This is a genomic window from Arthrobacter sp. Sr24 (assembly GCF_054511175.1).
The window spans coordinates 23,862-47,549 of the sequence record NZ_JBTNDB010000029.1 but is presented as its reverse complement, the minus strand read 5'-3'; the positions used below and the strand labels follow the sequence as shown (position 1 = coordinate 47,549).

The window sequence follows — 23,688 nt, the reverse complement described above, 5'->3', positions numbered from 1 at the left end:
CCACCCCACCTCACGGTGACGCAGTTGCCATTGACTAGGTCTTAAACCACCTTCTCGACCAGAGGACTTTCACCTCCAAGCAAATGCCCATGCTGGGCGTACTGAAAAAAGAAAGCATCCGCCGAGGCGGACACTTTCTTTTTAGCATTTCCGGAGCTTTTCTGGCAGGTCTTCAAACAACCCTTTTCACTCAGTTCAGCAGAGCGTCAACAAAACTTTCAGCATCAAACGGAGCCAGATCGTCGGCACCTTCGCCTAAGCCAACGAGCTTGACCGGGACACCAAGCGTCTTCTGAATTGCCACCACGATGCCGCCCTTAGCGGTGCCGTCCAGCTTGGTCAGCACAATACCGGTGATGTTGACTACCTCGGCGAAGACCTTCGCCTGGGTCAGCCCGTTCTGGCCAGTGGTGGCATCCAGCACCAGCAGCACCTCATCAACCGTTGCCTGCTTTTCAATGACGCGCTTGACCTTGCCGAGCTCGTCCATCAGGCCAACTTTGTTCTGCAGGCGGCCGGCCGTGTCAATCATGACAACGTCAACTTCTTGCTCGATGCCCACCTTGACCGCCTCAAAGGCGACGGACGCTGGGTCTGCCCCATCGACGTCGGACTTCACGGTGGGAACACCCACACGGGCACCCCAGGTGGCCAGCTGCTCAGCGGCGGCGGCACGGAAGGTATCGGCCGCACCAAGGAGTACGTCCTTGTCCTCGGCCACCAGCACACGGGCCAGCTTGCCAACCGTGGTGGTCTTGCCCACGCCATTGACACCAACCACCATGAGCACGGCCGGGCGGTCATCGTGGCGGGTGATGTTCAGCGTGCGGTCCATGGTGGGATCAACGAGCTTAATGAGCTCTTCACGCAGCATCGACTGAACATGCTCGGGGCTGCGGACGCCCAAAACCTTCACACGGTCGCGCAAAGTGTCCACCAACTCCATGGTGGAATCGGTGCCGATGTCCGCCAGTAGCAGCGTCTCCTCGACCTCTTCCCACACGTCCTCATCAATGGTGTCGCGGGAAAGCAGCGCCAGCAGACCCTTGCCCAGGGCGTTGTTGGACTTCGCCAATCGCGCACGCAGGCGGACCAGGCGGCCCTCCACTGGCAGCGGCGTGTCCAGCGACGGGGCCGCTGGTATTTCCGGCTCAAGCTCTACGGTTTCAAGGTCCGACGGCGGAACCTGGGCGTCGGGGCGATCCTCCACCAGGGTGCCGCCACCTTGGGCATCACCACTTTGGGGACCAGCAGAGTCCAGCGGCGCCGGATCATTGGCGTCGCGCGGGCCGACGTAGTTCTGCCTGTTGCGGCGAGCCTTGAGGAAGACGGGGATGAGACCGCCAATGACGGCGAGTCCAACCACGATGGACAGGATGATGGGGAGAAATTCGTTCACCCCACCAGTCTCTCACGGGCAGTGCAGGAGCTCGCTTTGAGCACACCATTGAACCCCGTTGCATCCCATGTGGGACACTCATCAGTGATGTCTTCCTCCACTGCCTCCTCGAATACGCCGCCCGCGAAGAAATCTCCGGATCTTCCCCCGGTGGCACTGTCCCGCGACATTAAGGTCCTGGTGGCTGCTGCCTTCATGATTGCCATTGGTTTTGGCATCGTGGCCCCGGTGCTGCCGCAATTCGCGCAGAGCTTCGACGTCAGTGTGAGCGCGGCCGCCGTGGTGGTCAGCGCCTTTGCCTTCACCCGGCTGCTCTTTGCCCCCCTGAGTGGCTGGCTCGTTGAGCGGATGGGGGAACGGCGCACGTACATTATTGGCATCCTCATTGTTGCCGCATCGTCTGCTGCGTGCGCCTTCGCCCATAACTATTGGCAGTTACTCCTCTACCGAGGCCTCGGTGGAATTGGTTCCACCATGTTCACGGTGGCCGCCATGGGGCTGCTGATCAGGCTCGCTCCCCCACAGGCACGCGGACGCATTTCAAGTCTTTATGCCGGATCATTCTTGCTCGGCAATATTGCCGGCCCAGCCGTCGGCGGTTTACTGGCGGGCTTGGGCATGCAGCTGCCGTTCCTGGTGTATGCAGCTGCGCTGGTATTGGTAGCCCTCTTGGTCGCCACCCAAATCCCCTCTGTTGCTGCCGTTGCACGAAGAGCTGCCACTCAAGCGGTCACTGCGCCTGCAGCTGTGAAAAAAGCGGCTCTTCCGCTGCGCGAAGCTCTGGGGATGCCGGCCTACCGGGCCGTTTTGACCTCAGGGTTTGCCAATGGCTGGTCTGCATTCGGCATTCGGATGGCCTTGGTTCCGCTCTTTGCCACCGTGGCCTTGGGCGCCGGGACCGAAGTTGCAGGACTGTCACTGGCCGTCTTTGCGGTGGGGACGGGCGCGGCACTGACGTTCTCAGGAAAATTGGCCGACACCTGGGGCCGCAAACCCATGATCCTTTCCGGACTGGCCGTCAACGGCATCGCCATGGGAGTCCTAGGCTTCACAGGAAACGAATTCTGGTTCTTCGTGGTTTCCGCCATTGCTGGTCTAGGCAGCGGCCTCATGGGCCCCGCTCAGCAAGCGGTCGTGGCGGACGTCATTGGCAACGAACGCTCTGGAGGAAAAGTACTCTCCACCTTCCAAATGAGTTCCGATCTGGGCGCCATCATCGGACCTATCGCCGCAGGCATGCTGGTCGACGCGTTCTCCTTTGGACCGGCTTTCCTCATGGCGACAGCTGTGGCATTGCTCAGCTTCCTCTTCTGGATCCCCGCCAAAGACACTAAGCTCGCGGTGCCGCAGAATCTGGGCTGAGGTTCGAAATTAGGCCCGGCGCGCTACTCCTGCCGGTCAATGACTTCGGCATCGACGCCGGAGCGCAGGGTTTGAATGCTTTGACCGCCACCACCGGCATCCCCACGCTCATGTTCGCCCGATTCTTCCTGGGACTGGCCGTGGGTATCGCTGACATGTTCGGTCTGATTTATCTCTCCGAACTGGCCCCCACCCGTATCCGCGGACCACTCACCGCCTGGGCATGATTGCCATCTTCGACTTCGGCATGGGTGTCATAACCTTCACCCAGTACCTGTTCAACGCCATCTTCTCCCAAGCGTTCCCCCTGCCACGGAGCGTTTTGCTCCGTTGGTGTTCCCGCTCTTCGCCGTGCTGTCCGCGGTCATTTTTGTCTACGTGATTAAACCAGTCCCGGAAACCTCGGGCACATCCCTCGAGAAGATCCAGCAGTGCTGGCGCGAGCGCCAACTCGCCAAGGTAAGCAAAGCGTCAGAAGCACGACGCCGTTCCACCAGCTGCGCACCCAGGCCCACCCTTGAACGGGGTGAGCCTTAGTTTGAACCTTAGGAGGTAGCGCGGTCCATGCGCTGGCTGATCACGGTGGAAACGCCGTCGCCCCTCATGGAGACTCCGTATAGCGCGTCCGCAACGTCCATGGTCCGCTTCTGGTGCGTGATGATGATGAGCTGGCTGGACTCGCGCAGCTCTTCGAAGATGGTGATGAGCCGGCCCAGATTGGTGTCATCGAGCGCAGCTTCCACCTCGTCCATGACATAGAAGGGCGAGGGCCGGGCCTTGAAAATGGCCACGAGCAAAGCCACGGCCGTCAGCGAGCGCTCCCCGCCAGAGAGCAAAGAGAGCCGCTTGATCCTCTTGCCGGCAGGCCGTGCCTCGACCTCAATGCCGGTGGTGAGCATGTTTTCCGGATCGGTCAGGACCAGGCGCCCTTCTCCCCCGGGGAACAGCCGGCCAAAGACCCGCTCAAATTGGGCGGCAGTGTCGGCATACGCGGCCGTGAACACTTCCTCCACACGCGCATCCACTTCCTTGATGATGTCCAGCAAGTCCTTGCGGCTGGATTTCAGGTCCTCTAATTGGCCGGACAGGAACTGGTGGCGTTCCTCCAAGGCGGCAAATTCCTCCAAGGCCAAGGGGTTGACCTTGCCCAGAGCGGCCAGATCGCGTTCGGCGCGTTTGAGCCGTTTCTCCTGCTCATCGCGCACAAACGGCGTACCTTCTCGGATTTCCTGACCGTCGTCATCGACGGCAACGCGCAGCGCAGCCCACTTGTCGGTGACCTCGCCCGGACCCAGTGGAACCAGCGTCTCCGGACCGTACTCCTTGAGCAGGTGGTCCACGCTGAGCCCTAATTCCTCGATCGACTTATTTTCCAACGCCTCAATCCGCAGCTTCTGTGCAGCACGAGCCAGCTCATCCTTGTGCACAGAATCTGTCAGCCGTGCCAAATCCTTCTCAGCCTCCAGCGTGGCACTGCGGACAGCCATGAGCTCCACCTCCCGCGTGGCCCGCTGCTCCTCGGCCTCATCCCGAACATGCTCGGCCAGCTCAATCGACTCCTGAACATGCACCAAAATGTGCGTGGTTGCGGCAGCCACAGCAGCCGCTTTCCGCGCTTGAAACAGTCGACGTTTAGCACGCTGTGCCGCCTGCTCCCGGGCTTGGCGCTCCGTGGCGGCTGCCCGTTCCAGCGATGCGGCCCGGTTGCGCGCAGCGTTCAGCGCATCCTCAGTGCTGCGCAGTGACAGCCTCGTTTCCAACTCCACGGCGCGGGCAGCCGTGGCTGCCGCGGCTAGGGCATCGCGCTCATCCATGGAAGGTTCAGCCTCGGCCGGGGCCACTTGTGCTGTTGCCAACCGCGCCGCAACCTCTTGGAGCGCTTCTTGTTCCCGTTCCAGATTGGCGGTGGCAACCTGCACGGCTTGGTCATGACGTTGCGCTTCGCCAGCTGCCGATCGCAAAGCAGCCCCCAACATACCTAGCCGTTCAGCGACCGCTGCCAGCCGGGCATCCGACTCATTCAGGGCAGCGAGAGCATCAGATTCTGCCCGTGCCAAAGCACCCCGCTGACCCTGCAAACCTGCGAGCGCAAAGCGCGATTGTTCACCGCGAGCCACAGCCTTCGCCAGAGCTGCCTCTGTCTCATCCACAGCTGCCTGCAACTCCAGCAACGATGGCGCCGTGGCCGAACCACCCTGAATCACCCACTGAGTGAACACGTCTCCGGCCGCGGTCACCGCGGTCAGCGCCGCATCCTGGGCCAAAACGTCCTGCGCTGCGCTCATATCAGGAACCAACACCACACCGTTGAGCAGGGCATCGAGGGTCTGCTCAAGCTCGGGCGGCCCACTCACCTGTAAACGGGCGACGACGGCTCCGGACACAGCGGCTGCTGCGGCTGCCGCTGCGGCGTTCTGGTCTCGACCAGCCCGGCTACCGGACTCATCTGCCGCACCGGCTCGACCACCAGCACCGTCGGCGAGGACTAGGGTGACGCGGCCGCCGTCGTGCGTCTTGACGAGCTCAAGGGCAGCTACAGCCGCGTCCATATCGGTGACCCCAACGCCTTCGGCCGCCGCGTTCAGGGCGGCGGCGATGGCCGTCTCGTAGCTGGGCACCACCACCAGGAGCTGCGCCATGGAGGCGAGCACCCCCTCGGGGCGGGCCTCGAGCAACTGGGCGCTGGCATCCTTGCGCAACAGGCCCACGGCGAGCGCATCGCGGCGGGCGGTCAGGGAATCGCGTTCACGTTCGGCGGCCAGCTGCTCCTGCGTGAGCGCAGCAATCTGCGCATCAACGGTGGCGAGCGCGGCGGCGGCACCTTCATAGTCGGCGTCGAGGCGCTCTTCGCCCTCCTCCACACCGGCCACTTGGGATTCCAGAGCAGAAAATTCTTGCGCTGCCACGGTATGGCGTTGCGCGCCGGCGGCCTTGCTGTTGTGAAGCCGCCCAATCTCAGCCTCCGCCGACTCCACCCGGGAGCGGGCGGCGGAAACCTTGCCAGCCAGCTTGGCCAACCCCTCACGACGATCGGCGGCGGCTCGCAACTGCTCCCGCACCCGCTGTTCCTCGGCGCGGACGGCAGTCTCAGCCTCCTCCTTGATCTCCATAGCCGTTTCCAGCCCGTAGCGGCGCTCCTCCAAGGCGAGCTCCAGCTCCGCCTCCTCGGCACGTAAGCGCACGGCCTGCTCGGCCAAACGGTCGGGGTCGCGGCTGGGATCCGGAGCGGCTTCGGTGGCGCCGAGGTGACGCCGGCGCTCGGCAGCTAGAACACCCAGGGCTTTGAGCTGATCGCGGGTAGCGGAGAGCTGGTACCAGTTATCGCGAGCCGCGTTCAGGACAGGGGTTGCTGCGGCAGCCTCTTGCTCCAACGCAGCTTGGCGCGTGCGGGCAGCCTGCAGTTCTTGCTCTACACGGATCCGGCGGTTCTTGAGTTCACGTTCCGCTGCCTCATCGCGTTCCACGGTCTGGGTCAGGGTGACGATGTCATCCGCGAGCAGGCGTGCTCTGGCATCACGGACATCGAACTGCACGGTTTGGGCTCGCCTAGCCACGGCGGCCTGTTTGCCCAACGGGGTCAATTGGCGGCGGATCTCCCCCGTTAGATCTGTGAGCCTGGCCAAGTTGGCACCCATGGCGTCCAACTTGCGCAGGGTCTTTTCCTTGCGGCGGCGGTGTTTGAGGATACCGGCAGCCTCTTCAATGAAGCCGCGGCGATCCTCGGGCGTGGCATGGAGGACCTTATCCAGCTGGCCCTGACCCACAATGACATGCATCTCCCGGCCCAAGCCCGAATCGGAAAGGAGTTCTTGGATATCCAGGAGCCGACAGGCGGTGCCATTGATGGCGTACTCGGAGCCACCGGCACGGAACAGGGTTCGGGAAATGGTGACTTCGGCGTAGTCGATCGGCAGAGCGCCGTCGGCGTTGTCTATGGTTAATGCCACATGTGCGCGCCCCAAAGCAGGCCGTCCGGAGGTGCCGGCGAAGATGACATCTTCCATTTTTCCGCCGCGCAGGGTCTTGGCTCCCTGCTCGCCCATGACCCAGGCCAGAGCATCCACCACATTGGATTTACCTGAGCCGTTGGGGCCCACAACCGCGGTCACACCGGGTTCAAAGTCAAAGGTGGTGGCCGAGGCGAAGGACTTGAAACCGCGCACGGAAAGACTTTTTAGATGCAAACTGTTTTCTTCTCCTGCGCCGGGCTGTTTCTCACAAACCAATCTATCGTGAATTTGCTGCTCCCACCCGGGCGCCACCTTCCGTGTATGCATCACGGTGCATGTGCACGAACACCCCTTATAGGTGCATAGTTAAGGGTGGGTCTTGATATGTTCAGGGATCAAAGACGGCTTTTGCGGCATGAATCCCAGCACACATCAGGAAACGGACACTGGACTTCCGGTGCCGCCTGACACCCCTCATACCCCAAGAAAAAGGCTGGAACTTGATCGGCAACGCTACGTTTCGTCACCACAACACCGCTTTGCTCGCTGTTTCCAGCATTGAGGCCCCAGTGGTGGTCAAGTCCAGCGACTTCGACGCCCGCCTAGCCCCCAGCCTGAAACGCTTGCGGCTCTCCAAACGGTTACTGGAACGCGTGGCCGGTGTGGAAGAACGTCGCTGGTGGGCCCCGGGAACAGACTTTGACGACGCCGCCATCGAGGCTGGCGCCAAAGCCATGGCCGAAGCCGGCATCGATGCCAGCCAGATTGGTCTGTTGATCAACACCTCCGTGACCCGTCGCAATCTTGAACCCTCGGTTGCCGTCAAGGTCCACAACGGTTTGGGCCTGCCGTCCTCCGCCATGAATTTTGACGTAGCGAACGCTTGCCTAGGATTTGTCAACGGCATGACCTTGGCCGCCAACATGATCGATTCCGGTCAAATCAAGTACGCCCTCATCGTTGCCGGAGAGGACGCCCAAACTACGCAGGAAACAACGTTCAAGCGTCTCAACGATGAGGCGTCCACGCGCGCTGACTACTTGAAGGAATTTGCCACCCTAACCCTGGGCTCCGGCGCTGCCGCTGCCGTGATGGGTCCGGCGGATCTACACCCCGACGGCCACCGCATTGTAGGAGGCGTCTCCCGTGCAGGCACCGAACACCACGAACTGTGTGTTGGCGGCCCCGACGGCATGTTCACTGACACCAAGGGCCTGCTGGATAATGGTTTGAAATTGGTCACGGACGCCTGGGATGAGGCCCATACCGATGGCTGGAACTGGCGCTCCATGGACCGTTACGTGACTCACCAGGTCTCCAACTCCTACACCAATGCCATCATCAAGGCCGTGAATCTGATCAAGGGCCGCGTCCCTATCACGTTCCCCAAATGGGGCAATGTGGGCCCGGCTTCCTTGCCTATGACCTTGGCACAGGAATCCCAGAGCTTGAACCGTGGCGACCGCGTGCTGTGCATGGGCGTGGGCTCGGGTTTGAACACCGCCATGTTGGAAATTGCGTGGTAGCTGTGGCTTCTGCTTCTGAAGGAACAGTTTTTTCCCCTCTATCGGAATCCCCTGCTGCGACCCAGCCTGAAACTCAGCCGCTGTCACAGCCGCTTTCTCAGCCGTGGCCCGGTGTTGAAGCTGCGTGGCGTCACGTTCGCAGCGTTCCCTCCACCGCAGCAGTTGATCCCGAGGGCACCAGCCGGCAGTGGCACTATTTGGACAACCAGGCCGCTGTGCTGGCCACAGGAATGGAACCCCGCGGTACGTTATTGTGCGTGCACGGCAACCCCACGTGGTCGTATTTGTGGCGCACCCTGCTAGCCGAAGCCACTTCCCCCGAGACTCTGGCCACCGGCGGTCCGTGGCGCGTCATCGCCGTGGATCAGCTGGACATGGGCTTCTCTGAGCGCACGGGCACCTTCCGCCGCCTCGAGGACCGCATCACCGACCTCTCCGATTTCACCGCCAATCTGGGCCTCACCGGCCCCATTGTCAGCGTGGGGCACGACTGGGGCGGCATCATCTCCCTCGGCTGGGCCACCCGCCACAAGGACCAGCTGGCCGCCGTGGTTCTCACCAACACCGCAGTACACCCGGCCGGATTCTCACTTCCCCCGGCACTGCAATTAGCTCTTCATCCCGCTGTTCACAAGTGGGGCACGACGACGTCTTCCGCCTTTTTGCGCATCACACACGGTCTCGCTACGCCTGCCCTGGCTGATGAGGTCCGGGAGGCCTTCATGGCCCCGTATCAAAGCATCGCCCGGCGAGCAGGCGTAGGCAACTTCGTGGCCGATATTCCGGCCACACCGGAGCACCCCTCATGGGCTGCCCTCAATGCAGTATCCACGGACATCAGCAACTTAGACGTACCCGTCTTGATGCTGTGGGGCCCCAAGGATCCCGTGTTCTCAGACCGGTATCTGCGCGATCTTTTGACCCGGCTGCCGCAGGCCGAGGTGCACCGCTTTGAAGGTGCCAGCCACTTGGTTCAAGAAGACCGCGACATTGCCACCCCGGCGTTCGCGTGGCTGGAGAACGTCGCGGCCGGTTGGGCCCACGCTGGCGAGGGCCCCACGGCGAGCTTGCGAACCGAGGGAGCCGGCGGGGAATATGTGTCGATGTTGGCTGAGCTGGATAGCCGCAGCACCGACACCACCACCGCGGTAGTGGACATGCTGCCGAACGGGGGGACCCGCGCCCTGACATGGGCGCAGTTGTTCCGTGATGTGAATGATCTCGCTGCAGGTCTGCGCGAATTCGGCGTCAAGCCCGGGAACCGAGTCAACCTCTTGGTGCCGCCAGGCATTAACCTGACCACCTTGATTTACGCCTGCCTGCGTTTGGGCGCCGTGATTGTGGTGGCCGATGCTGGGCTGGGCACCAAGGGACTGGGCCGTGCCATCAAGGGCGCCGGACCGGACTTCCTCATTGGCATTGAACGTGGTTTGGCTGGTGCGCGCCTCTACAACTGGCCTGGTATCCGGATCGCCGCCGAAGACTTCACCGGCTCCTCCGCCACTGTGAAGAAGTCTTTGTTCAACGTTGCTGCCACGGTGCCGCAGTTGATGGCCAACGGCCGGGTCACCCGGCTTGCTGGCTACCCCACCACTTTTAGCGCACCCGATCCCGACGCTGATGCAGCCGTGCTGTTCACGTCTGGTTCCACGGGCCCGGCCAAGGGTGTGGTGTACACACACCGCCGCCTGGCCGCTATGCGCGATACCCTCAAGGCCACTTACCGGCTGGAGGCTGGAACCGCCCTCGTGGCTGGATTCGCACCGTTCGCACTACTGGGCCCGGCTTTGGGTGCAACTACTGTCACCCCCGACATGGATGTCACGGCCCCCCGCACACTAACCGCCAAAGCCTTGGCCGAGGCGGCCGCAGCCATTGAGGCAACGGTTGTTTTCGCCTCCCCCGCAGCACTCGTGAACGTGGTGGAGACCGCGGCGGAACTCTCACCCGAGCTGCGCAAGGTGATGGCCGGCGTCGAACTTCTCCTCTCTGCCGGGGCACCTCTGGGACACACGTTGCTCACCCAGGTGCAGGAGCTGGCCACCAATGCCGAGCTTCACACGCCCTATGGAATGACCGAGGCGCTGCCCATCACCGACATCGATCTGCCGGGCATTCTTGCCGCTGGCGTGGGAAATGGCGTTTGCGTGGGGACCGCGGTGGCTGGCGCGACGGTGTCGATCGCGCCGATCACCGGTGAGGGCCTGGTGCTGGAATCGACGACGGCGGCGAATGTCACCGGCGAGATTTTGGTCAGCGCTCCGCACGTCAAGGAACGCTACGACCGCCTGTGGATCACCGAACAGCACAGCGTTTCCATTCCTGGCTGGCACCGTACCGGGGATGTGGGTCATCTGGATTCTGCAGGCCGGCTGTGGGTTGAGGGGCGGATGGAACACATCCTGACCACGCCTGCTGGTGTGAAGACACCGGTTGCTCCCGAGCAAGCCATTGAACTAGTGACTGAGGTTTCGCGGGCTGCTGTAGTGGGGGTGGGTCCCATGGGCACGCAGGCTGCTGTGGCTATTGTGGAAGCCCTTCCGGCCGTCAAGCGTCCTGGATTGGCGCCTGCAGACCTTGCTGCCGCTGTGCGGGAAGCATCGCTCTCGGTGGGTTTGCCGCTGGCAGCTGTAATCACCATTGACGCCATGCCCACCGATGTGCGGCACAATTCAAAGATTGACAGGGCTAAGTTGTCGCGCTGGGCGGCGCGCATGCTGGCTGGGGAGAAAGCCGGCCAGCCGTGAGTGCAGGATCAAACTCGGGCGCATCGCCCAGCGCTGTCACGGCACCCAGCGCGGACGCTAGCGCTGGCCAGCGGCGCGTACTGGTCACTGGCACCAGCGGCATGTTGGGCCGGGCCGTGGCTCAGCTGTTGCACGATCGTGGATATTTTGTCCGAAGTTTGCAGCGCCGCCCTGTGGACGCGCCCTGGGAATCTATGCAGGGTTCTGTTGCGGATCCCGATGTTGCCGCCCGCGCCGTGGCAGGGATGGACGCCGTGGTGCATTTGGCCGCGAAAGTTTCCTTCACTGGCGAATGGACTGACTTTGTCTCCACAAACATTGTGGGTACGCGCCAGCTGATCTCGGCCTCTCAGCATGAGGGCCTGCGAGACTTCGTGTTTGTTTCTTCTCCCTCGGTGGCCCATTTTGGCAGCTCCATTGTTGGCGCGGCCGCAGGAACAGCGAATCCCGATTTGGCCCGTGGACACTACGCGCGCTCCAAGGCGGCGGCCGAGGTGATCGCCTTATCCGAGGACTCCCCCGAGTTCCGTGTCACGGCCATCCGCCCTCATGTGGTGTGGGGTCCCGGCGATACTCAGCTGGTGGAACGCGTGGTGGAACGCGCCCGGGCCGGCCGGCTACCCCTGCTTGACGGCGGGCGCGCGCTGATCGACACCACCTACGTAGACAACGCTGCAGAAGCCATTGTCCGCGGCCTTGAACGGATGGAGTACGCGCATGGGCAAGCACTGGTCGTCACCAACGGCGAACCTCGTGCCGTGGGTGAGCTCATTGCTGGAATCTGCGCCGCTGCTGGCGTCAAGGCCCCCGGCTACTCGGTGCCCGGACGGCTAGCCCGTGGCGCGGGATCACTCATTGAAAAGGCGTGGACTGTTGCCGGTTCGCGGGGGTGGGTTCAGGATGAACCCCCTATGACCAGATTCCTCGCCGAACAGCTCTCCACAGCCCATTGGTTCGATCAGCGCCACACCCAAGCAGTGCTGGCTTGGGCTCCATCGCTCTCGCTGGATCAAGGCCTGGGGTTGTTGGCTGATTACTACCGCACGCGCTAGATGCCGCTAGTAGCTTGATCGGTAGTTAGCCACGTTTGAGGCTGTGTAGCTACCGATCTCGGGGCTAACACCAGCTCAAGTTTGCTGGCCCCCACTATCTGACACCTATGCGGCGGCCTGCTCGGCTGCAAGATAGGCCCGCATGATTCTCACTTTGAGTGTTTCAGGATCATCGAGGTGCTTCCACTTCACTCGAATGAACCGCCAGCCTTCTTCAACCAAAGCGTTTTCACGTTCGCGTTCTTTGATTAGTGCCTGATCTGTGCTGTCCCCGAAGTCGAAGTACTTGGTGTCACCGTCAAACTCCAAGATCAGCCGAATTCCGCGCCTCACGAAGTCCACTCTGAAGGATCCATGGCTGGTGCTGATCCATACTTGTTGCTCCGGTTGTTCAACAGGCAGTTCTCCAACGATGAGTCTGGTTCTTGATTCACCAGCGGACTCCGAGGTGCTGCTCAAAGATCTGATGGCCCGTCTCGCCCGGCGAATACTACGTCTGCCCAGGGCGCCATCAAGCATCCGATCCAGCTCCTGAATATCTAGTCCAGCAGCCAAAGCCGAATCCCCGATCACGACTGCTTGGGCAAACGGTGCCAGCGTTGCACAGTCGAGAACGGTCCTCTCCAATCTGGTGAACCTGACCCGGCCTAATCCGTGAATAACCTTCTCCACGATGTCTTTCGCTGGTACTTCCTGGGTATGCATCACCACGTCCACCGCAGTTTTGGAGCGTGATGAGTTGTAGGCAGAACTGATGTGGATGAGCGGAGAACTGTTCCACACATGAAGATGATGCAATCTCGCCGCACTGAAATGCGAATACACGTGCTGGCCGTTGAACTGGACGATGTGCCCGGACAGCACCAGCTTGTCTTGAATCCATGGCTTACGCCCCTGACACTGATGCATGGGAATGTACACACCACGACGCATCCTGTACACAATTCCCGCTGTGACACCAATTTCAAGATCCCTGGTGGTTAACCCGGCGCCTAGTAGTTGCCCTGTGGTGGCAATAATTCTGCCGTCGGGCCAGAGCTGCATAAACCGTGCTTCCGTGGATGAACTGTCCAGTGAAGAAAGTCTGGTCAAGTTCAGCCGCTCAAACAATGCCAAAGTCAGGAAAGCGCCGAATCTGTGGATAACGCAGGTTGCTGGCTGCACAAACGCCACAACTTGGGCTGGGCTTAGCCCCGAGATCGGTAGCTACACAGCCTCAAACGCGGCTAAGCACCGATCAGTTGGAGAATCCATCCCATCTGGGCGTTGCAGCCCCGCGGTAACTGCTACATCCGCGCGTTGCGGGGTTTCGCCTGGCACACTGGGCAACTGAACGAGGATCGGTTCATGAACGTATCGCGACGAATCCTGCTGGACAAACCCAGCTCTTCGCAGCGATGGCAGAGTTCGCCTTCACGGCCATAAGCATTCAGTGACCGGGAGAAATATCCTGAGGCGCCGTTGACATTGACGTACAGCGAATCGAAGCTGGTGCCGCCGGCATCCAAGGCTCGAGACATGACATCTCGGGCAGCATCAACAATTCGTTCAGTATCCGGACGGCGGAACGTTTCCGTGGGCCGGGCGTAGTGCATCTTGGCAGCCCAGAGCGCCTCATCGGCGTAAATATTGCCGATTCCGGAGACAAAAGCCTGATCTAGCAGGGCCCGTTTGATGCCTGTCTTACGTGCACGCAGCTTCTGGTGGAGTGCCTCCATGTCGAAGTGCGGATCAAGCGGGTCGCGGGCAATATGGGCTGCCTCGTCAGGGATCAGAGCCCAATCACTCTTGCCAGCTCCACCGGGAAGTCCATCAGCGGTGGGAACCAGTGAGGTTACGAAGAGCCCACCGAAGATTCGCTGATCCACAAAGCGCAGTTCCTCAGGGGCATCAGATCGCGGGGAAAAGGAAAGGCGGACCTTGAGGTGTTTCTCGTGCGGCTGCTCCGGTGATTCCACCAGCAGCTGTCCACTCATACCTAAGTGGGCCACGAGTGCTGTGTGCGGCGCACCAGAGGACGAAAGCTCATCCGATAGAGGCATCCAGAGGAACTTTCCGCGGCGAACAACGTCCAGCACGGTGGCGCCGATCAAGTTCCCGCGGAAGTCTTCAACACCCAGTGAGTGCCGGCGGATCGAGCGCGGATCAGGGACAGAAACATCCAGGATGCTTCGCCCGGCAACCCAACGTTCAAGGCCCCGGCGAACTACCTCAACTTCGGGCAGCTCCGGCATTATTCTGCGGTGGAAGAAGCAGCAGGCGATGCACCCGCGGCGGAGGTGTCGGCGTCGTTCTTGGAAGAGGAATCAGGAGAGAACTTCTTCTCCAGGTCCACCCAGGCGGCAGCGGCGGCGGTGCGCTCGGCTTCCTTCTTGGAGGGCCCGGTGCCGGTGCCGTAATGCTTGCCGCCAATGATCAGGTTGGCGGTGAAAGAACGGTCGTGGTCGGGACCAACGCCGGTGATGTCATAGACAATGGTGCCGAGACGGCGGGCAGCAGCAATTTCCTGGATATTCGTTTTCCAGTCGGTGCCGGCGCCGAGCACGGCGGAATCTGCTAGCAGCGGGCCAATCAGGCGCATGACCAGTTGGCGGGCAACTTCAATTCCGTGGGTGAGGTAGGTGGCGCCGATGAGCGCTTCCATCGTGTCGGCCAGAATGGAGGATTTGTTGCGGCCCTTGGTGAGCCGTTCGCCCTGTCCGAGGTAGATGAATTCGCCAATTCCCAGATCGCGGCCAATGGAGGCTAGGGCGCGGGTGGAGACTACGGCGGAGCGGCGCTTGGCCAGATCGCCTTCGGGAAGTGTGGGGTTGTCGCGGTAGAGCGCGTCGGTGACGGAGAAGCCCAGGATGGAGTCGCCGAGGAACTCGAGGCGCTCGTTCGTGGGGATGCCGCCGTTTTCATACGCGTAAGAGCGATGTGTGAGGGCAAGACGAAGCGTCCCGGCATCAATACTGACACCGAGACGCTTCAAGAGCAGAATGTGACCGTCCGTGAGTTCCGGTGATGGAATTTCTGCGGACATTACTCTCCTGCTAAATATTAATCAAACTGAACAGACCAGATGGCCCAGACGTCTTTAGACGTCAGCAACCTTACGGCCCTTGTATTCCAAGAACAGTGCGGTACCGGCTGAGTCGGTGACGACCTTGGCCTGGTGCGGCAGGCTGTAAACAACCTCGCCGTTTTCAATGGTCTTTACCAGAGCAGGCGCGGTGGCCTTCCACTGGGAACGGCGTGCGCGCGTATTGGCACGGGACATCTTCCGCTTGGGAACAGCCACGGCAAACTCTTTTCTCTCGATAACTCATAGGCATCTGCCCATGAGTAAAACTTATTTTGCTAGTTTTCTTCGCCGGTTAAGCCCTGTAGGGCAGCCCACCGAGAATCTAGGATCTCGTGATGGTGCCCCGGCTCATCCGCAAGGTGTATTCCGCATTCGGAACACAGACCCTCGCAGTCTTCCCGGCACACCGGCTGGAACGGCAGGGCGGTTACCACTGCGTCCCGCAACACCGGTTCAAGATCGATAGAATCGTGCTCGACCCAACGTTGCTGATCTTCTTCTTGTTCAAGGAATTCCGCGGACGGCTCCTCGTAGAAGAAAAGTTCTTGCACATCGACTTCAAGGTCATCCTCGAACGTCTCCAAGCAGCGGGAACATTCACCAGTCACTTCGACAAGTACGTTACCCGAAACAAGAATACCTTCATGAACGGCCTCAAAACGGAGTTCCAAATCCAAAACGGATTCCGGAATCGCGCCAATGAGCGGGGTGCCAAAATCTTCCGGCACAGGTATACGTTCTTCGAACTTCCACATACTGCCCGGGCTGCGCCCAAGCTCCCTTACGCTGACGTTAAGGGGCGTGCCATGGTTGGACTTGTTGCCCAACGTGGTTTCGCTAATGAGAACTCCTGTAAGAACATATGACCGACGCATCATCTTAGCCCGAAAGCTCCCGGGCATCAAAATGAGCGGTACCAGACCAAATTGGCCTTATTCAGTCTACGACAGCATTGGCCTTTGCGACGAACCGCAATGCGTGATGTAACTCTCAAGGCGGTCTCGAGCGCCTATTTTGTCCACTGTGAGCCGTATCTGCAGGCTTTTCTCTATTAAGTACGACGCCGTATGGCTGGGTTCTTTGACTCTCGCTGGCTGACTCTTGCTGGCTGTGGCTAGGCCCGGCTGTAGTGACGCCGCGGCAGTCATGCGCCTCTTTTTCCGTACATGTCGGCCTCAGGGTGGGCATAATCGAGACCATGATCCTCCCCGTGTACGTCCCGGACTGGCAAATAGGTGATGGCGATATCGAGCACCCTCACCTTGGCATGTCGCTGAGCCACGTGCTTGTGCTGGAAACGGATAATCACCATCAGGAGCTCGGTACTACGCAAGACCAGTGGTACGGGAAGTTTGGTCAGGTAGTCACCGTGACCGGCGTGGCCGAGCCTCTGGGCACTCCGTCTGTATATGACCCCGACGCTTTTCCCACAGCTATCCATTGCGAGGGCTTTTCCCTGTATTGGGATGCGCCCACCGTGACCCAGGGGCCGGTGACGCTGACGGGAATCATCGATGCCTCAGATTATGGCAAGGTGCCCGGAGGCTTCCCGGAAGCCTCCGGCGTGGTCGTCTCCATGGAACTAGCCGCAATGTTCTACGCCGATGTGGATGGCGACGGAATGAACTGGGTGCCCGCCCCGGGTCACGATCAGCAGTTTCGCCCCATCAGCAACTATCCTCACTATGTGCCAGCGGCAGGTGAGGGCACCTCTCCACATCTGGTCACCACGCATCTGGTCACCACCGGAGTGGTGCTGCACCTAGACATTCGCGCTGACATTAGCGCTGCGGGCACACAGACTCCTGCCACTACGCCCGATGAATCGCTTATCCGCATCAGGCTCTACCCCGACTATGCAGACACTGTGCTGTGGTTGTACGGCCCGGTTAGCTACGCCGACGCGAGGCTCTCCCCTGCCCTTTCTGCGGACATGGAAACGTGGGTGGCCTCGTACTACGAATCGCTCGATAGCCAGCAATCGTGGAAGCATCCCCAGACTGCTGCACCGTTCACGGCCACGGGGAAGGAATTGGCACAGCGGCTCGCCGACGAACTAGGTGTTGGTTTTGAAGTGGACTTCCACTCTTACGCACCCAGATCCGTCCGTAAGCTGTTCCGCTCGGAACAGTCCAGCCAGAACCCCGCAGCCGCTGAAGCATTCCGGGCCATGGTGACCGCCGAGGACGAGCTTAAGGCGCAGTTCGCGGCCGATCAAGGCAATGGCATCGGGTGGTTCGCCTATGCGCCACTTTCCGGAGCGGTTTTTGACCCGGGAGGCCATTATCCAGAACATGAGCTAAACCCCGGATTGCGGGAAGACCCAGGCTCACAGGAAGACCCCGAAACGGCGCGCTAATAGCTGCATGGTGTTTCCCCGCCCCGCGCGGTGGCGGTGCAGCAACGCAGCAATTTGCTTATACGCACGCACCACCCGACCACGCTGCGGTGCTGTGACAGTACCGCAGCGTGAAGAGTTGGCGTTGCGTATAAAATAAGTCGACTTTGCCTATCCGTAAAAGGTCCCACCAGCACTGCGTATGAGTCGAAGTAATCAGCCAATAATCCTAAGGCCCAGGGAAATTTCGGGCATCAGCTAAATCCCAAGCCTTTAACCTCTCGGCGGGACCACCGTGACGGGGGTGGTGTCCGGACCAACATCGCCTTGCAGGCGGCGCAGCACTGCGCGCGGCACAAAATCAGCCACGTTTCCGCCGAGTGTGTGCACTTCTTTGATCAGGGTCGAGGAGAGATGCAGGTAGCGGCTGTCGCCGGGCAAAAACACCGTCTCTACTCCGGAGAGCTGGCGGTTCATAGTGGCCATCGGCAGTTCGTAGTCAAAGTCTGACGAGGACCGCAGGCCCTTTACAATGGCGGAAACTCCCCGGTCGTGGCAGTAGTCCGAAAGCAGGCCCTCACCCATGGGTTCAACCACAATCCCTGACAATGCCGCAAAGGTGTTCCGTGCCATGTCCAGGCGTTCCGGGAGCGTGAATCGGTACTTCTTGGCATAGTTCGTTGAGACTGCCACAATCACTTCGTCGAACAGGGCCGAAGCGCGGGCAATCACCTCAATGTGTCCCTTATGGATGGGGTCAAAGGATCCGGGGCATACAGCGCGTCGCATACAGAAGAATCTAGTCCACCTGCATCCCGCTGACCAATGCTTTTAGCACAAACGCGTCATCTTCCGGCCAATACCGTCTAGTACCGGCTCCTACCACCCAGTAACGGTCAGGAATCACCCAACAGACGGCTCCACCCTCGCGCGCCGGCCGGTAACCTTGCCAAGGTAGCCTGCGCTACACGAGCATACTTTGAGCACTTGATTGAGGAGCATCCATGAGCACGCCCTGGCACCGGACCGCACAAGGAGCCAATCTGTTGGGCCCGGATGGTTCCCTCGGTGTGACCATTTTTGAGGAGATCACCACTCTCGCCAACCGCCACGACGCCATCAATCTCGGCCAAGGTTTCCCCGATGAGGACGGCCCTGCGGAGCTCAGCAGGATCGCCCAGGAGGCCATCGCCAACGGCAATAACCAGTACGCTCCTGGCAAGGGAATTCTGGATCTGCGCCGCGCCGTTGCCGAACACCAAGACCGCTTCTACGGCATTTCCCTGGATCCGGAGACTGAAGTCATCGTCTCCACCGGCGCCACCGAGGCCATCGCTGCCGCCGTTCTGGCGTTGACCGGCCCGGGCGACGAGGTTCTCACCTTCGAGCCCTTCTACGATTCCTACGGCGCCATGATTGCCCTCAGTGGCGCCAAGCACACCACCGCTGCGCTGCTGGCCCCGGACTTCATGCCGGATCTGGCCACGTTGGAGAGTAGCTTCAGTCAGCGCACCAAAATGGTCATCCTGAACAATCCGCACAACCCCACCGGCGCCATGTTCCCCGTGGAAGTGCTCAGAGAAGTTGTCCGCCTCGCCATCAAGTACGACGCCGTCATCCTCACCGATGAGGTCTATGAGCACCTGACGTTTGGTCCCCGGCACATACCCGTGGCCACGCTGCCCGGTGCGGCAGATCGAACGCTCACCATCTCCTCCGCCGGCAAGACGTTCTCCTTCACGGGCTGGAAGATCGGCTGGCTCTCCGGCCCGGCGGAACTCGTCGCAGCAGCCCGCACCGTCAAGCAGTTCCTGAGCTATTCTTCCGGCACACCGTTCCAAGGCGCCATTGCCGCAGGCCTGCGGATGGACGAAAGCTTCTTCACCGATGCGGCAGCAACATTGGCCCACAAACGCGATATTCTCGCCGAAGGTCTACGTGCGGCCGGCCTGGATGTCTACCTGCCGCAAGGCACCTATTTCATCAACGCTGACACTCAGAAACTGGGCATCACCGACGCCACCGCCTTGGCCCGGCGACTCCCGGAAATCATCGGAGTCGCCGCCATCCCCGTCCCGGTCTTCTGCCACCCCGAAGGCGCCAAACGCACCCGTTCACTACTTCGGTTCGCCTTCTGCAAACAGGTTCCCTTGCTGGAACAGGCCGCCGAACGCCTCGCAACCCTCAAGGACAAGATCTAATGGCCACACCCAGCCGTTTCCTGCGCACCAGCGGCGTCCACGCCACGATCGAGCCTGATCCCTGGCACAACGATGCCTTCGTTTTGAGCATCGACGGCGCGGAGCAGTCGCACGTCAACCTTGCCGCGCCGCAAGAGGTCTTCTACGAATATCTGCGTCGCATTGCCAACGCCATTGATCTGGTCAAGCCCGCTGGGGAACCCATTACGGCATTGCATTTGGGTGCCGGGGCACTAACGCTGGCCCGCTACATTCAGGCCACCCGGCCAGGCTCGCTGCAGCATGCCGTGGAGCTCGAGCGCGAACTGCTGGACTTTGTTCTCGAGCAGCTACCCCTACCCGCCGGCACAAATCTCAGCAGCCATGTGGGAGATGCCCGTGAAGAGCTGGCGGATCTACCCCAAGGCCTGATGTTCGACGTCGTCGTGCTGGACATTTTTAGCGGTCCGGATGCCCCTGCTCACCTCGCCTGCGAAGACTTTTACCGCGAAGCCGCGGCGGTGCTGACGCCGGAAGGAATCCTGGCCGTCAACGTTGGCGACGAACCCGGCTTCACCTTGGTGACCAGCCAGACCAAGGCTCTCCAAGAAGCCATGCCTAGTGTGGCCGCTTATGGCACAAGTATGCTATTTAGCCGTCGCTACCCGGGCAACATCATTTTGCTGGGTAAAAACAGCCCGTGGCCACAAGGGTGGGCGCAAGTGCTGGTGGCTGCAGGCCCGCACCCAGCAACAGTGATGATCGGCGTAGAGCTAGACGAACTAACCAACTGATCAACTAACCCACTGCCAGCACTAACTACCTACTCGATGAAAAAAAACAAACGCTATCGCAGCAATAACCGCTTTTTCCCAGACGCTAGTGCAGTAAAGGCTGTGCTGTCCCGCACCTGGCGTCACTCCATGGCCCAAGCGCACTCCAGCTGGGTGATGCCCTGTGCGTTCGCCATGCCAGCGAGCTTGACTCCCACGGGATACCAACCGTTTTTCTGTAGAAGTGGCGCTTCCTGAAGTTCAAACATTGCACCGCCGTCGGGCGAGGTGGTGGCGGTCACGGCCGCAGACTCATACGGAGCCGCCCACAGATCCGAGACTCCGGGTGAGGTTTCATTGTATTTTGTTCCCGGACAGAGGCCTCCCCAAGCAGCAGCAGGATGAGTCTGTACCGGCCACATCTCGGTCCCATCGGAGGAGATGGAGATGGTTCGCTTCTTCAGGCCCGTGCCCGGTTCGGAGCATGGAATGGCATCATCTAGGCCGGGCACACGCTCATACTCGGTCAGGTTCACGGCCCCATTTTCAATCACCGGGAGCTCCACGAACGTGGCGCATCTGCCGGTCCGGGCTATGGGATATTTCAGTTGCACGGCCCCGGCGACGTCGGCAAGCCAGATATACCAAAGTCCTTCAGAACCCATGCTCTGCGCACGGTTGATGCGAGCCACAGCATCGTCATCACCGTCCCCGTCAACATCACCGTAGACCACCTCGCCCAGCCCGTAACTGATAGGGAACTCCCCACCATCTGAAGTTGCTTCCCCACCCACCAACTCCACCTCTAGTGGCACGTCAAAGCCGCCGACCGAATACAGCCACGTGGTGTTGGCCAGATCCAGTGACCGGATATCCATTGCCGTGGGTGTCACGGAAGCGGCCGACGATTCGACGGAGCCCCCGCTCGTTGATTCAACGCCGACGGCGGCCCCACCCAAAGCTCCCGGCTCACCCCCAGACGCTGGCGGGCCTGTTGTCCCGCCAGAACAAGCTGTCAGCGCAGAGAACGCCACAGCTCCAAGAGTGGTTGAGGTGATTACAGTCCGGATGCGCATCATTGAACCCCTTGGCTCGGCAAGCCTGCAGTGACCTGAACTTATGACAGCCCCGTAGAGCTGTCAACGTTGGGTTTTCAATCCTTCACGGCCCATCCGGCAGGCGCCCCAGCGGAACCGTCCAGCGAAAGGGAGAGCACCGTTACATGGCCCGTATTCCTGTTCCGGGGGCGGTTGACCGTAAGATGGAAGACGGTTCGGGCTGATACCCGAGGAATTACCGCTTATTCATGGAGATCAATGTCCCGCTCAGCAAGGGTCCGCACATCGGACCGTCGAAGCTCTAGCAAACACGGTTCTGACAAACCGGCGTATCGCCGCATGAACCACTCCGTGGACCACTCAAACCGCAACAAACGCCGCGCCTTCGCGATTATTTCCGCCGGAGTCGTGCTGATTGCAGCCATAGCTCTCGTGCTAGCACTGGCGCCCTTGTTCACACGCTAGAGGTTCACGCGCTAGATCAAGCCGAACCAAGCTAAGTCCACGAGATAACTATCTGCACCATCTAATGATCTAGCAGTCCAGCCACCTCAGCCGCTGAGAATTCCACCGGTCCGCCCGAGGCGATTGAAGCGTAAGCTGCCTCCGCCAGCGCAACCGCCATAACGCCGTCCAACGGGCTGACTCGAGACGGCACTGCGTCAGAGAGCGCCGCAGCGAACTCCGCGATCTGCAATGTGTAGGGGCTATCAGCCGGTGACTGCGCCGGTAGCTGACCGCCCTCAGCCGCGTCATCACCCGCTGCGGGAAGCGCAAAACTAAAGGTTCCGTCCGCGCCCTCCACTGTGATCGAGGTGTGGAACGGCATGCTGTCCGGTCCCCACTCCCCTTGCAGGAAGCTGACGGCACCGCTCTCGTGGGTCAAAAACACCTTCGCCGCGACGGGCCGCGGAACTACGCCGTTGACTGTGGGAGGGTCCTGCAGAGCCTCAACGTGGATCACTTCCCCGGCCAGCCAACGCGCCTGGTCGAGATCGTGGATCATCTGGTCCCTGATGATGCCGCCAGCCAGTTCCTCATTGAAAAACCAGGAGCCCGCCGCCGGCGCCGCACTGGCACGGCTGAGCCGCAACACTTTCGCGGCTCCCAGTAAACCCTGCTCGAGCTGCTGCTTGGCTTGAACATACTCGGGGAAAAAGCGCACCACATGGGCTGGGAAGACTTGCACCCCGGCGGCTTTGGCGGCATTGACGATCTCGGCAGCCCGGGTGACGGTTTCAGCCAGCGGCTTCTCACAGATCACGTCCTTGCCCGCAGCAATGGCAGCCATGGCGTACGCGTGGTGCGTGGTAGTGGGCGTGAGGATGCTGACCAGATCGCACTCTCCCAGCAGCTCGTCCAAAGAATCGGCTTGATAAACACCAAATTTGCGCACCAAGTGGGCAGCCCCGGAGCGCGAGTAAACGCTCACCTGCGCCCCCAATTGCTGCCAACCGGCAATGTGAACGCCGGCAATGCCACCAGCTCCGATGATGCCAATGCGCAGTTGCTCCACGACTCAGGTCCCTTACATTTGATGCGCTAGCGATTGGGAAAACAGCACATTTGATGCGATAGCGTTTATGTGTGTGGGTGGGTTAATCCTGGCCAACGGGCTCGGCGAACCAGAGGCGGGTCTCACCATATTTTTTATGTGTCAATCCGGTCAGGCCGGCCGGCCACGTGGGCTCGGGCGTGCGTGCTGAACGCTCCACAATGACCACGGCGAAGGAACTCAGCTGGGGCGCCAACAATTCCAGCACCAGTGAAAGTTCTGCCTCGGTCAGCGGGTACGGCGGATCCATGAAGACCAGGTCCCACTGTTCGACGCCGGCTTCTGCAGTCCGTGCCAGGAAAGACTCCACTTTGGAGCGCTGAACCTTGACGACTTTGGAGCCAAGGACCTTGTTGACCAGTTCGGCATTGCGCTGGCAGACGGCCGCGGCTTTGTCGTTGAACTCAACCAATTCTACGTACTTTGCTCCTCGGCTGGCGCTTTCAACACCTAACGATCCTGACCCTGCATACAGGTCCAGAACACGCGTATCGGCGAGCATGTTCATGGATTCCAGCCGAGAAAACAGTGCCTCTTTGACTCGGTCGGTGGTGGGTCGGGTGCCCTCTCCGGGAACTGAAACCAGGGTGCTACCGCCAGCTGCCCCGGCAACAATGCGGGTCATGCCTGCGCCCCATCTGCCACGCCAGTCAAGGCCACGCTAGTCAAAGTCACGGAATT

Annotated in this window: 20 protein-coding genes; 9 read left to right on the top strand and 11 right to left on the bottom strand. The window is 60.7% G+C overall.

Annotated elements, in window-relative coordinates; all coding sequences use genetic code 11:
• Window positions 1-190 precede the first annotated feature (190 nt).
• Complete coding sequence (ftsY, locus tag ACX80D_RS15465; RefSeq protein WP_459323762.1) at window positions 191-1,399, bottom strand: signal recognition particle-docking protein FtsY; 1,209 nt, start codon at window positions 1,397-1,399, stop codon at window positions 191-193.
• Window positions 1,400-1,486: 87 nt separating this feature from the next.
• Here ftsY and ACX80D_RS15460 point away from each other — a divergent pair, with 87 nt between their 5' ends.
• Window positions 1,487-2,761, top strand: a complete 1,275-nt coding sequence (locus tag ACX80D_RS15460) for an MFS transporter (RefSeq protein WP_459323761.1) — start codon at window positions 1,487-1,489, stop codon at window positions 2,759-2,761.
• A gap of 71 nt (window positions 2,762-2,832) precedes the next feature.
• Window positions 2,833-2,988: an MFS transporter gene (locus tag ACX80D_RS15455; protein WP_459323760.1), complete on the top strand. Its 156-nt coding sequence runs from the start codon at window positions 2,833-2,835 to the stop codon at window positions 2,986-2,988.
• Between the two features lie 318 nt (window positions 2,989-3,306).
• Here the strand turns inward: ACX80D_RS15455 and smc are convergent, their stop codons facing one another.
• Window positions 3,307-6,945, bottom strand: a complete 3,639-nt coding sequence (smc, locus tag ACX80D_RS15450; RefSeq protein ID WP_459323759.1) for a chromosome segregation protein SMC — start codon at window positions 6,943-6,945, stop codon at window positions 3,307-3,309.
• Between the two features lie 266 nt (window positions 6,946-7,211).
• Here smc and ACX80D_RS15445 point away from each other — a divergent pair, with 266 nt between their 5' ends.
• From ACX80D_RS15445 to ACX80D_RS15435, 3 genes are all read left to right on the top strand, one after another.
• Window positions 7,212-8,237 (top strand): 3-oxoacyl-ACP synthase III, encoded by a 1,026-nt coding sequence (locus tag ACX80D_RS15445; protein WP_459323758.1) that lies wholly within the window; start codon window positions 7,212-7,214, stop codon window positions 8,235-8,237.
• A gap of 80 nt (window positions 8,238-8,317) precedes the next feature.
• Window positions 8,318-10,984 (top strand): alpha/beta fold hydrolase, encoded by a 2,667-nt coding sequence (locus ACX80D_RS15440; RefSeq protein ID WP_459323766.1) that lies wholly within the window; start codon window positions 8,318-8,320, stop codon window positions 10,982-10,984.
• 80 nt (window positions 10,985-11,064) lie between these two features.
• Complete coding sequence (locus ACX80D_RS15435) at window positions 11,065-12,036, top strand: NAD-dependent epimerase/dehydratase family protein (protein WP_459323765.1); 972 nt, start codon at window positions 11,065-11,067, stop codon at window positions 12,034-12,036.
• A gap of 105 nt (window positions 12,037-12,141) precedes the next feature.
• Here ACX80D_RS15435 and ACX80D_RS15430 read toward each other — a convergent pair whose 3' ends face one another.
• From ACX80D_RS15430 to ACX80D_RS15410, 5 genes are all read right to left on the bottom strand, one after another.
• Window positions 12,142-13,080, bottom strand: coding sequence for a hypothetical protein (locus tag ACX80D_RS15430; protein ID WP_459323757.1), 939 nt, complete (start codon window positions 13,078-13,080; stop codon window positions 12,142-12,144).
• 242 nt (window positions 13,081-13,322) lie between these two features.
• On the bottom strand, window positions 13,323-14,270 hold the full coding sequence (gene mutM, locus ACX80D_RS15425) for a bifunctional DNA-formamidopyrimidine glycosylase/DNA-(apurinic or apyrimidinic site) lyase (protein WP_459323756.1): 948 nt from the start codon (window positions 14,268-14,270) through the stop codon (window positions 13,323-13,325).
• Window positions 14,270-15,061 carry a ribonuclease III gene (rnc, locus tag ACX80D_RS15420; RefSeq protein WP_459323755.1) on the bottom strand — a complete coding sequence of 264 codons (792 nt, stop codon included), beginning with the start codon at window positions 15,059-15,061 and terminating at the stop codon, window positions 14,270-14,272. Before rnc ends, mutM begins: the two co-directional genes overlap by 1 nt.
• Window positions 15,062-15,115: 54 nt before the next feature.
• A complete protein-coding gene (rpmF, locus tag ACX80D_RS15415; RefSeq protein ID WP_054011667.1) occupies window positions 15,116-15,319 on the bottom strand; it encodes a 50S ribosomal protein L32 in 204 nt (67 codons plus the stop codon).
• Window positions 15,320-15,378: 59 nt separating this feature from the next.
• On the bottom strand, window positions 15,379-15,858 hold the full coding sequence (locus ACX80D_RS15410) for a YceD family protein (RefSeq protein ID WP_459323764.1): 480 nt from the start codon (window positions 15,856-15,858) through the stop codon (window positions 15,379-15,381).
• A gap of 443 nt (window positions 15,859-16,301) precedes the next feature.
• Between ACX80D_RS15410 and ACX80D_RS15405 the strand changes: the two genes are divergently transcribed.
• Window positions 16,302-17,462 (top strand): hypothetical protein, encoded by a 1,161-nt coding sequence (locus ACX80D_RS15405; RefSeq protein ID WP_459323754.1) that lies wholly within the window; start codon window positions 16,302-16,304, stop codon window positions 17,460-17,462.
• Between the two features lie 252 nt (window positions 17,463-17,714).
• On the opposite strand, the gene coaD is transcribed toward ACX80D_RS15405, so the two are convergent.
• Window positions 17,715-18,230, bottom strand: coding sequence for a pantetheine-phosphate adenylyltransferase (gene coaD, locus ACX80D_RS15400; protein WP_459323753.1), 516 nt, complete (start codon window positions 18,228-18,230; stop codon window positions 17,715-17,717).
• 215 nt (window positions 18,231-18,445) lie between these two features.
• Between coaD and ACX80D_RS15395 the strand changes: the two genes are divergently transcribed.
• Entirely contained in the window at window positions 18,446-19,642 is a 1,197-nt protein-coding gene (locus ACX80D_RS15395; protein WP_459323752.1) for an aminotransferase class I/II-fold pyridoxal phosphate-dependent enzyme, read from the top strand.
• Window positions 19,642-20,415: a spermidine synthase gene (locus tag ACX80D_RS15390; RefSeq protein ID WP_459323751.1), complete on the top strand. Its 774-nt coding sequence runs from the start codon at window positions 19,642-19,644 to the stop codon at window positions 20,413-20,415. The genes ACX80D_RS15395 and ACX80D_RS15390 overlap by 1 nt, the downstream gene beginning before the upstream one ends.
• A gap of 122 nt (window positions 20,416-20,537) precedes the next feature.
• Here the strand turns inward: ACX80D_RS15390 and ACX80D_RS15385 are convergent, their stop codons facing one another.
• The gene (locus tag ACX80D_RS15385; RefSeq protein WP_459323750.1) at window positions 20,538-21,473 is read right to left on the bottom strand and encodes a hypothetical protein; all 936 of its coding nucleotides are present in this window, start codon (window positions 21,471-21,473) and stop codon (window positions 20,538-20,540) included.
• A gap of 237 nt (window positions 21,474-21,710) precedes the next feature.
• Here ACX80D_RS15385 and ACX80D_RS15380 point away from each other — a divergent pair, with 237 nt between their 5' ends.
• A complete protein-coding gene (locus ACX80D_RS15380; protein ID WP_459323749.1) occupies window positions 21,711-21,917 on the top strand; it encodes a hypothetical protein in 207 nt (68 codons plus the stop codon).
• A gap of 61 nt (window positions 21,918-21,978) precedes the next feature.
• Here the strand turns inward: ACX80D_RS15380 and ACX80D_RS15375 are convergent, their stop codons facing one another.
• Window positions 21,979-22,968, bottom strand: coding sequence for a Gfo/Idh/MocA family protein (locus ACX80D_RS15375; protein ID WP_459323748.1), 990 nt, complete (start codon window positions 22,966-22,968; stop codon window positions 21,979-21,981).
• Between the two features lie 82 nt (window positions 22,969-23,050).
• A complete protein-coding gene (gene rsmD, locus ACX80D_RS15370) occupies window positions 23,051-23,632 on the bottom strand; it encodes a 16S rRNA (guanine(966)-N(2))-methyltransferase RsmD (RefSeq protein WP_459323747.1) in 582 nt (193 codons plus the stop codon).
• Window positions 23,633-23,688 lie beyond the last annotated feature (56 nt).

Excerpts from the sequence above, each read along its gene's own strand:
- ACX80D_RS15430 (WP_459323757.1), bottom strand. The coding sequence starts at position 13,080 with ATGCAGCTCTGGCCCGACGGCAGAATTATTGCCACCACAGGGCAACTA.
- rnc (WP_459323755.1), bottom strand. The coding sequence starts at position 15,061 with ATGTCCGCAGAAATTCCATCACCGGAACTCACGGACGGTCACATTCTG.
- ACX80D_RS15395 (WP_459323752.1), top strand. The coding sequence starts at position 18,446 with ATGAGCACGCCCTGGCACCGGACCGCACAAGGAGCCAATCTGTTGGGC.
- ACX80D_RS15385 (WP_459323750.1), bottom strand. The coding sequence starts at position 21,473 with ATGATGCGCATCCGGACTGTAATCACCTCAACCACTCTTGGAGCTGTG.
- ACX80D_RS15380 (WP_459323749.1), top strand. The coding sequence starts at position 21,711 with ATGTCCCGCTCAGCAAGGGTCCGCACATCGGACCGTCGAAGCTCTAGC.
- ACX80D_RS15405 (WP_459323754.1), top strand. The coding sequence starts at position 16,302 with ATGATCCTCCCCGTGTACGTCCCGGACTGGCAAATAGGTGATGGCGAT.
- coaD (WP_459323753.1), bottom strand. The coding sequence starts at position 18,230 with ATGCGACGCGCTGTATGCCCCGGATCCTTTGACCCCATCCATAAGGGA.
- mutM (WP_459323756.1), bottom strand. The coding sequence starts at position 14,270 with ATGCCGGAGCTGCCCGAAGTTGAGGTAGTTCGCCGGGGCCTTGAACGT.
- ACX80D_RS15460 (WP_459323761.1), top strand. The coding sequence starts at position 1,487 with ATGTCTTCCTCCACTGCCTCCTCGAATACGCCGCCCGCGAAGAAATCT.
- rsmD (WP_459323747.1), bottom strand. The coding sequence starts at position 23,632 with ATGACCCGCATTGTTGCCGGGGCAGCTGGCGGTAGCACCCTGGTTTCA.
- ACX80D_RS15410 (WP_459323764.1), bottom strand. The coding sequence starts at position 15,858 with ATGTGGAAGTTCGAAGAACGTATACCTGTGCCGGAAGATTTTGGCACC.
- ACX80D_RS15390 (WP_459323751.1), top strand. The coding sequence starts at position 19,642 with ATGGCCACACCCAGCCGTTTCCTGCGCACCAGCGGCGTCCACGCCACG.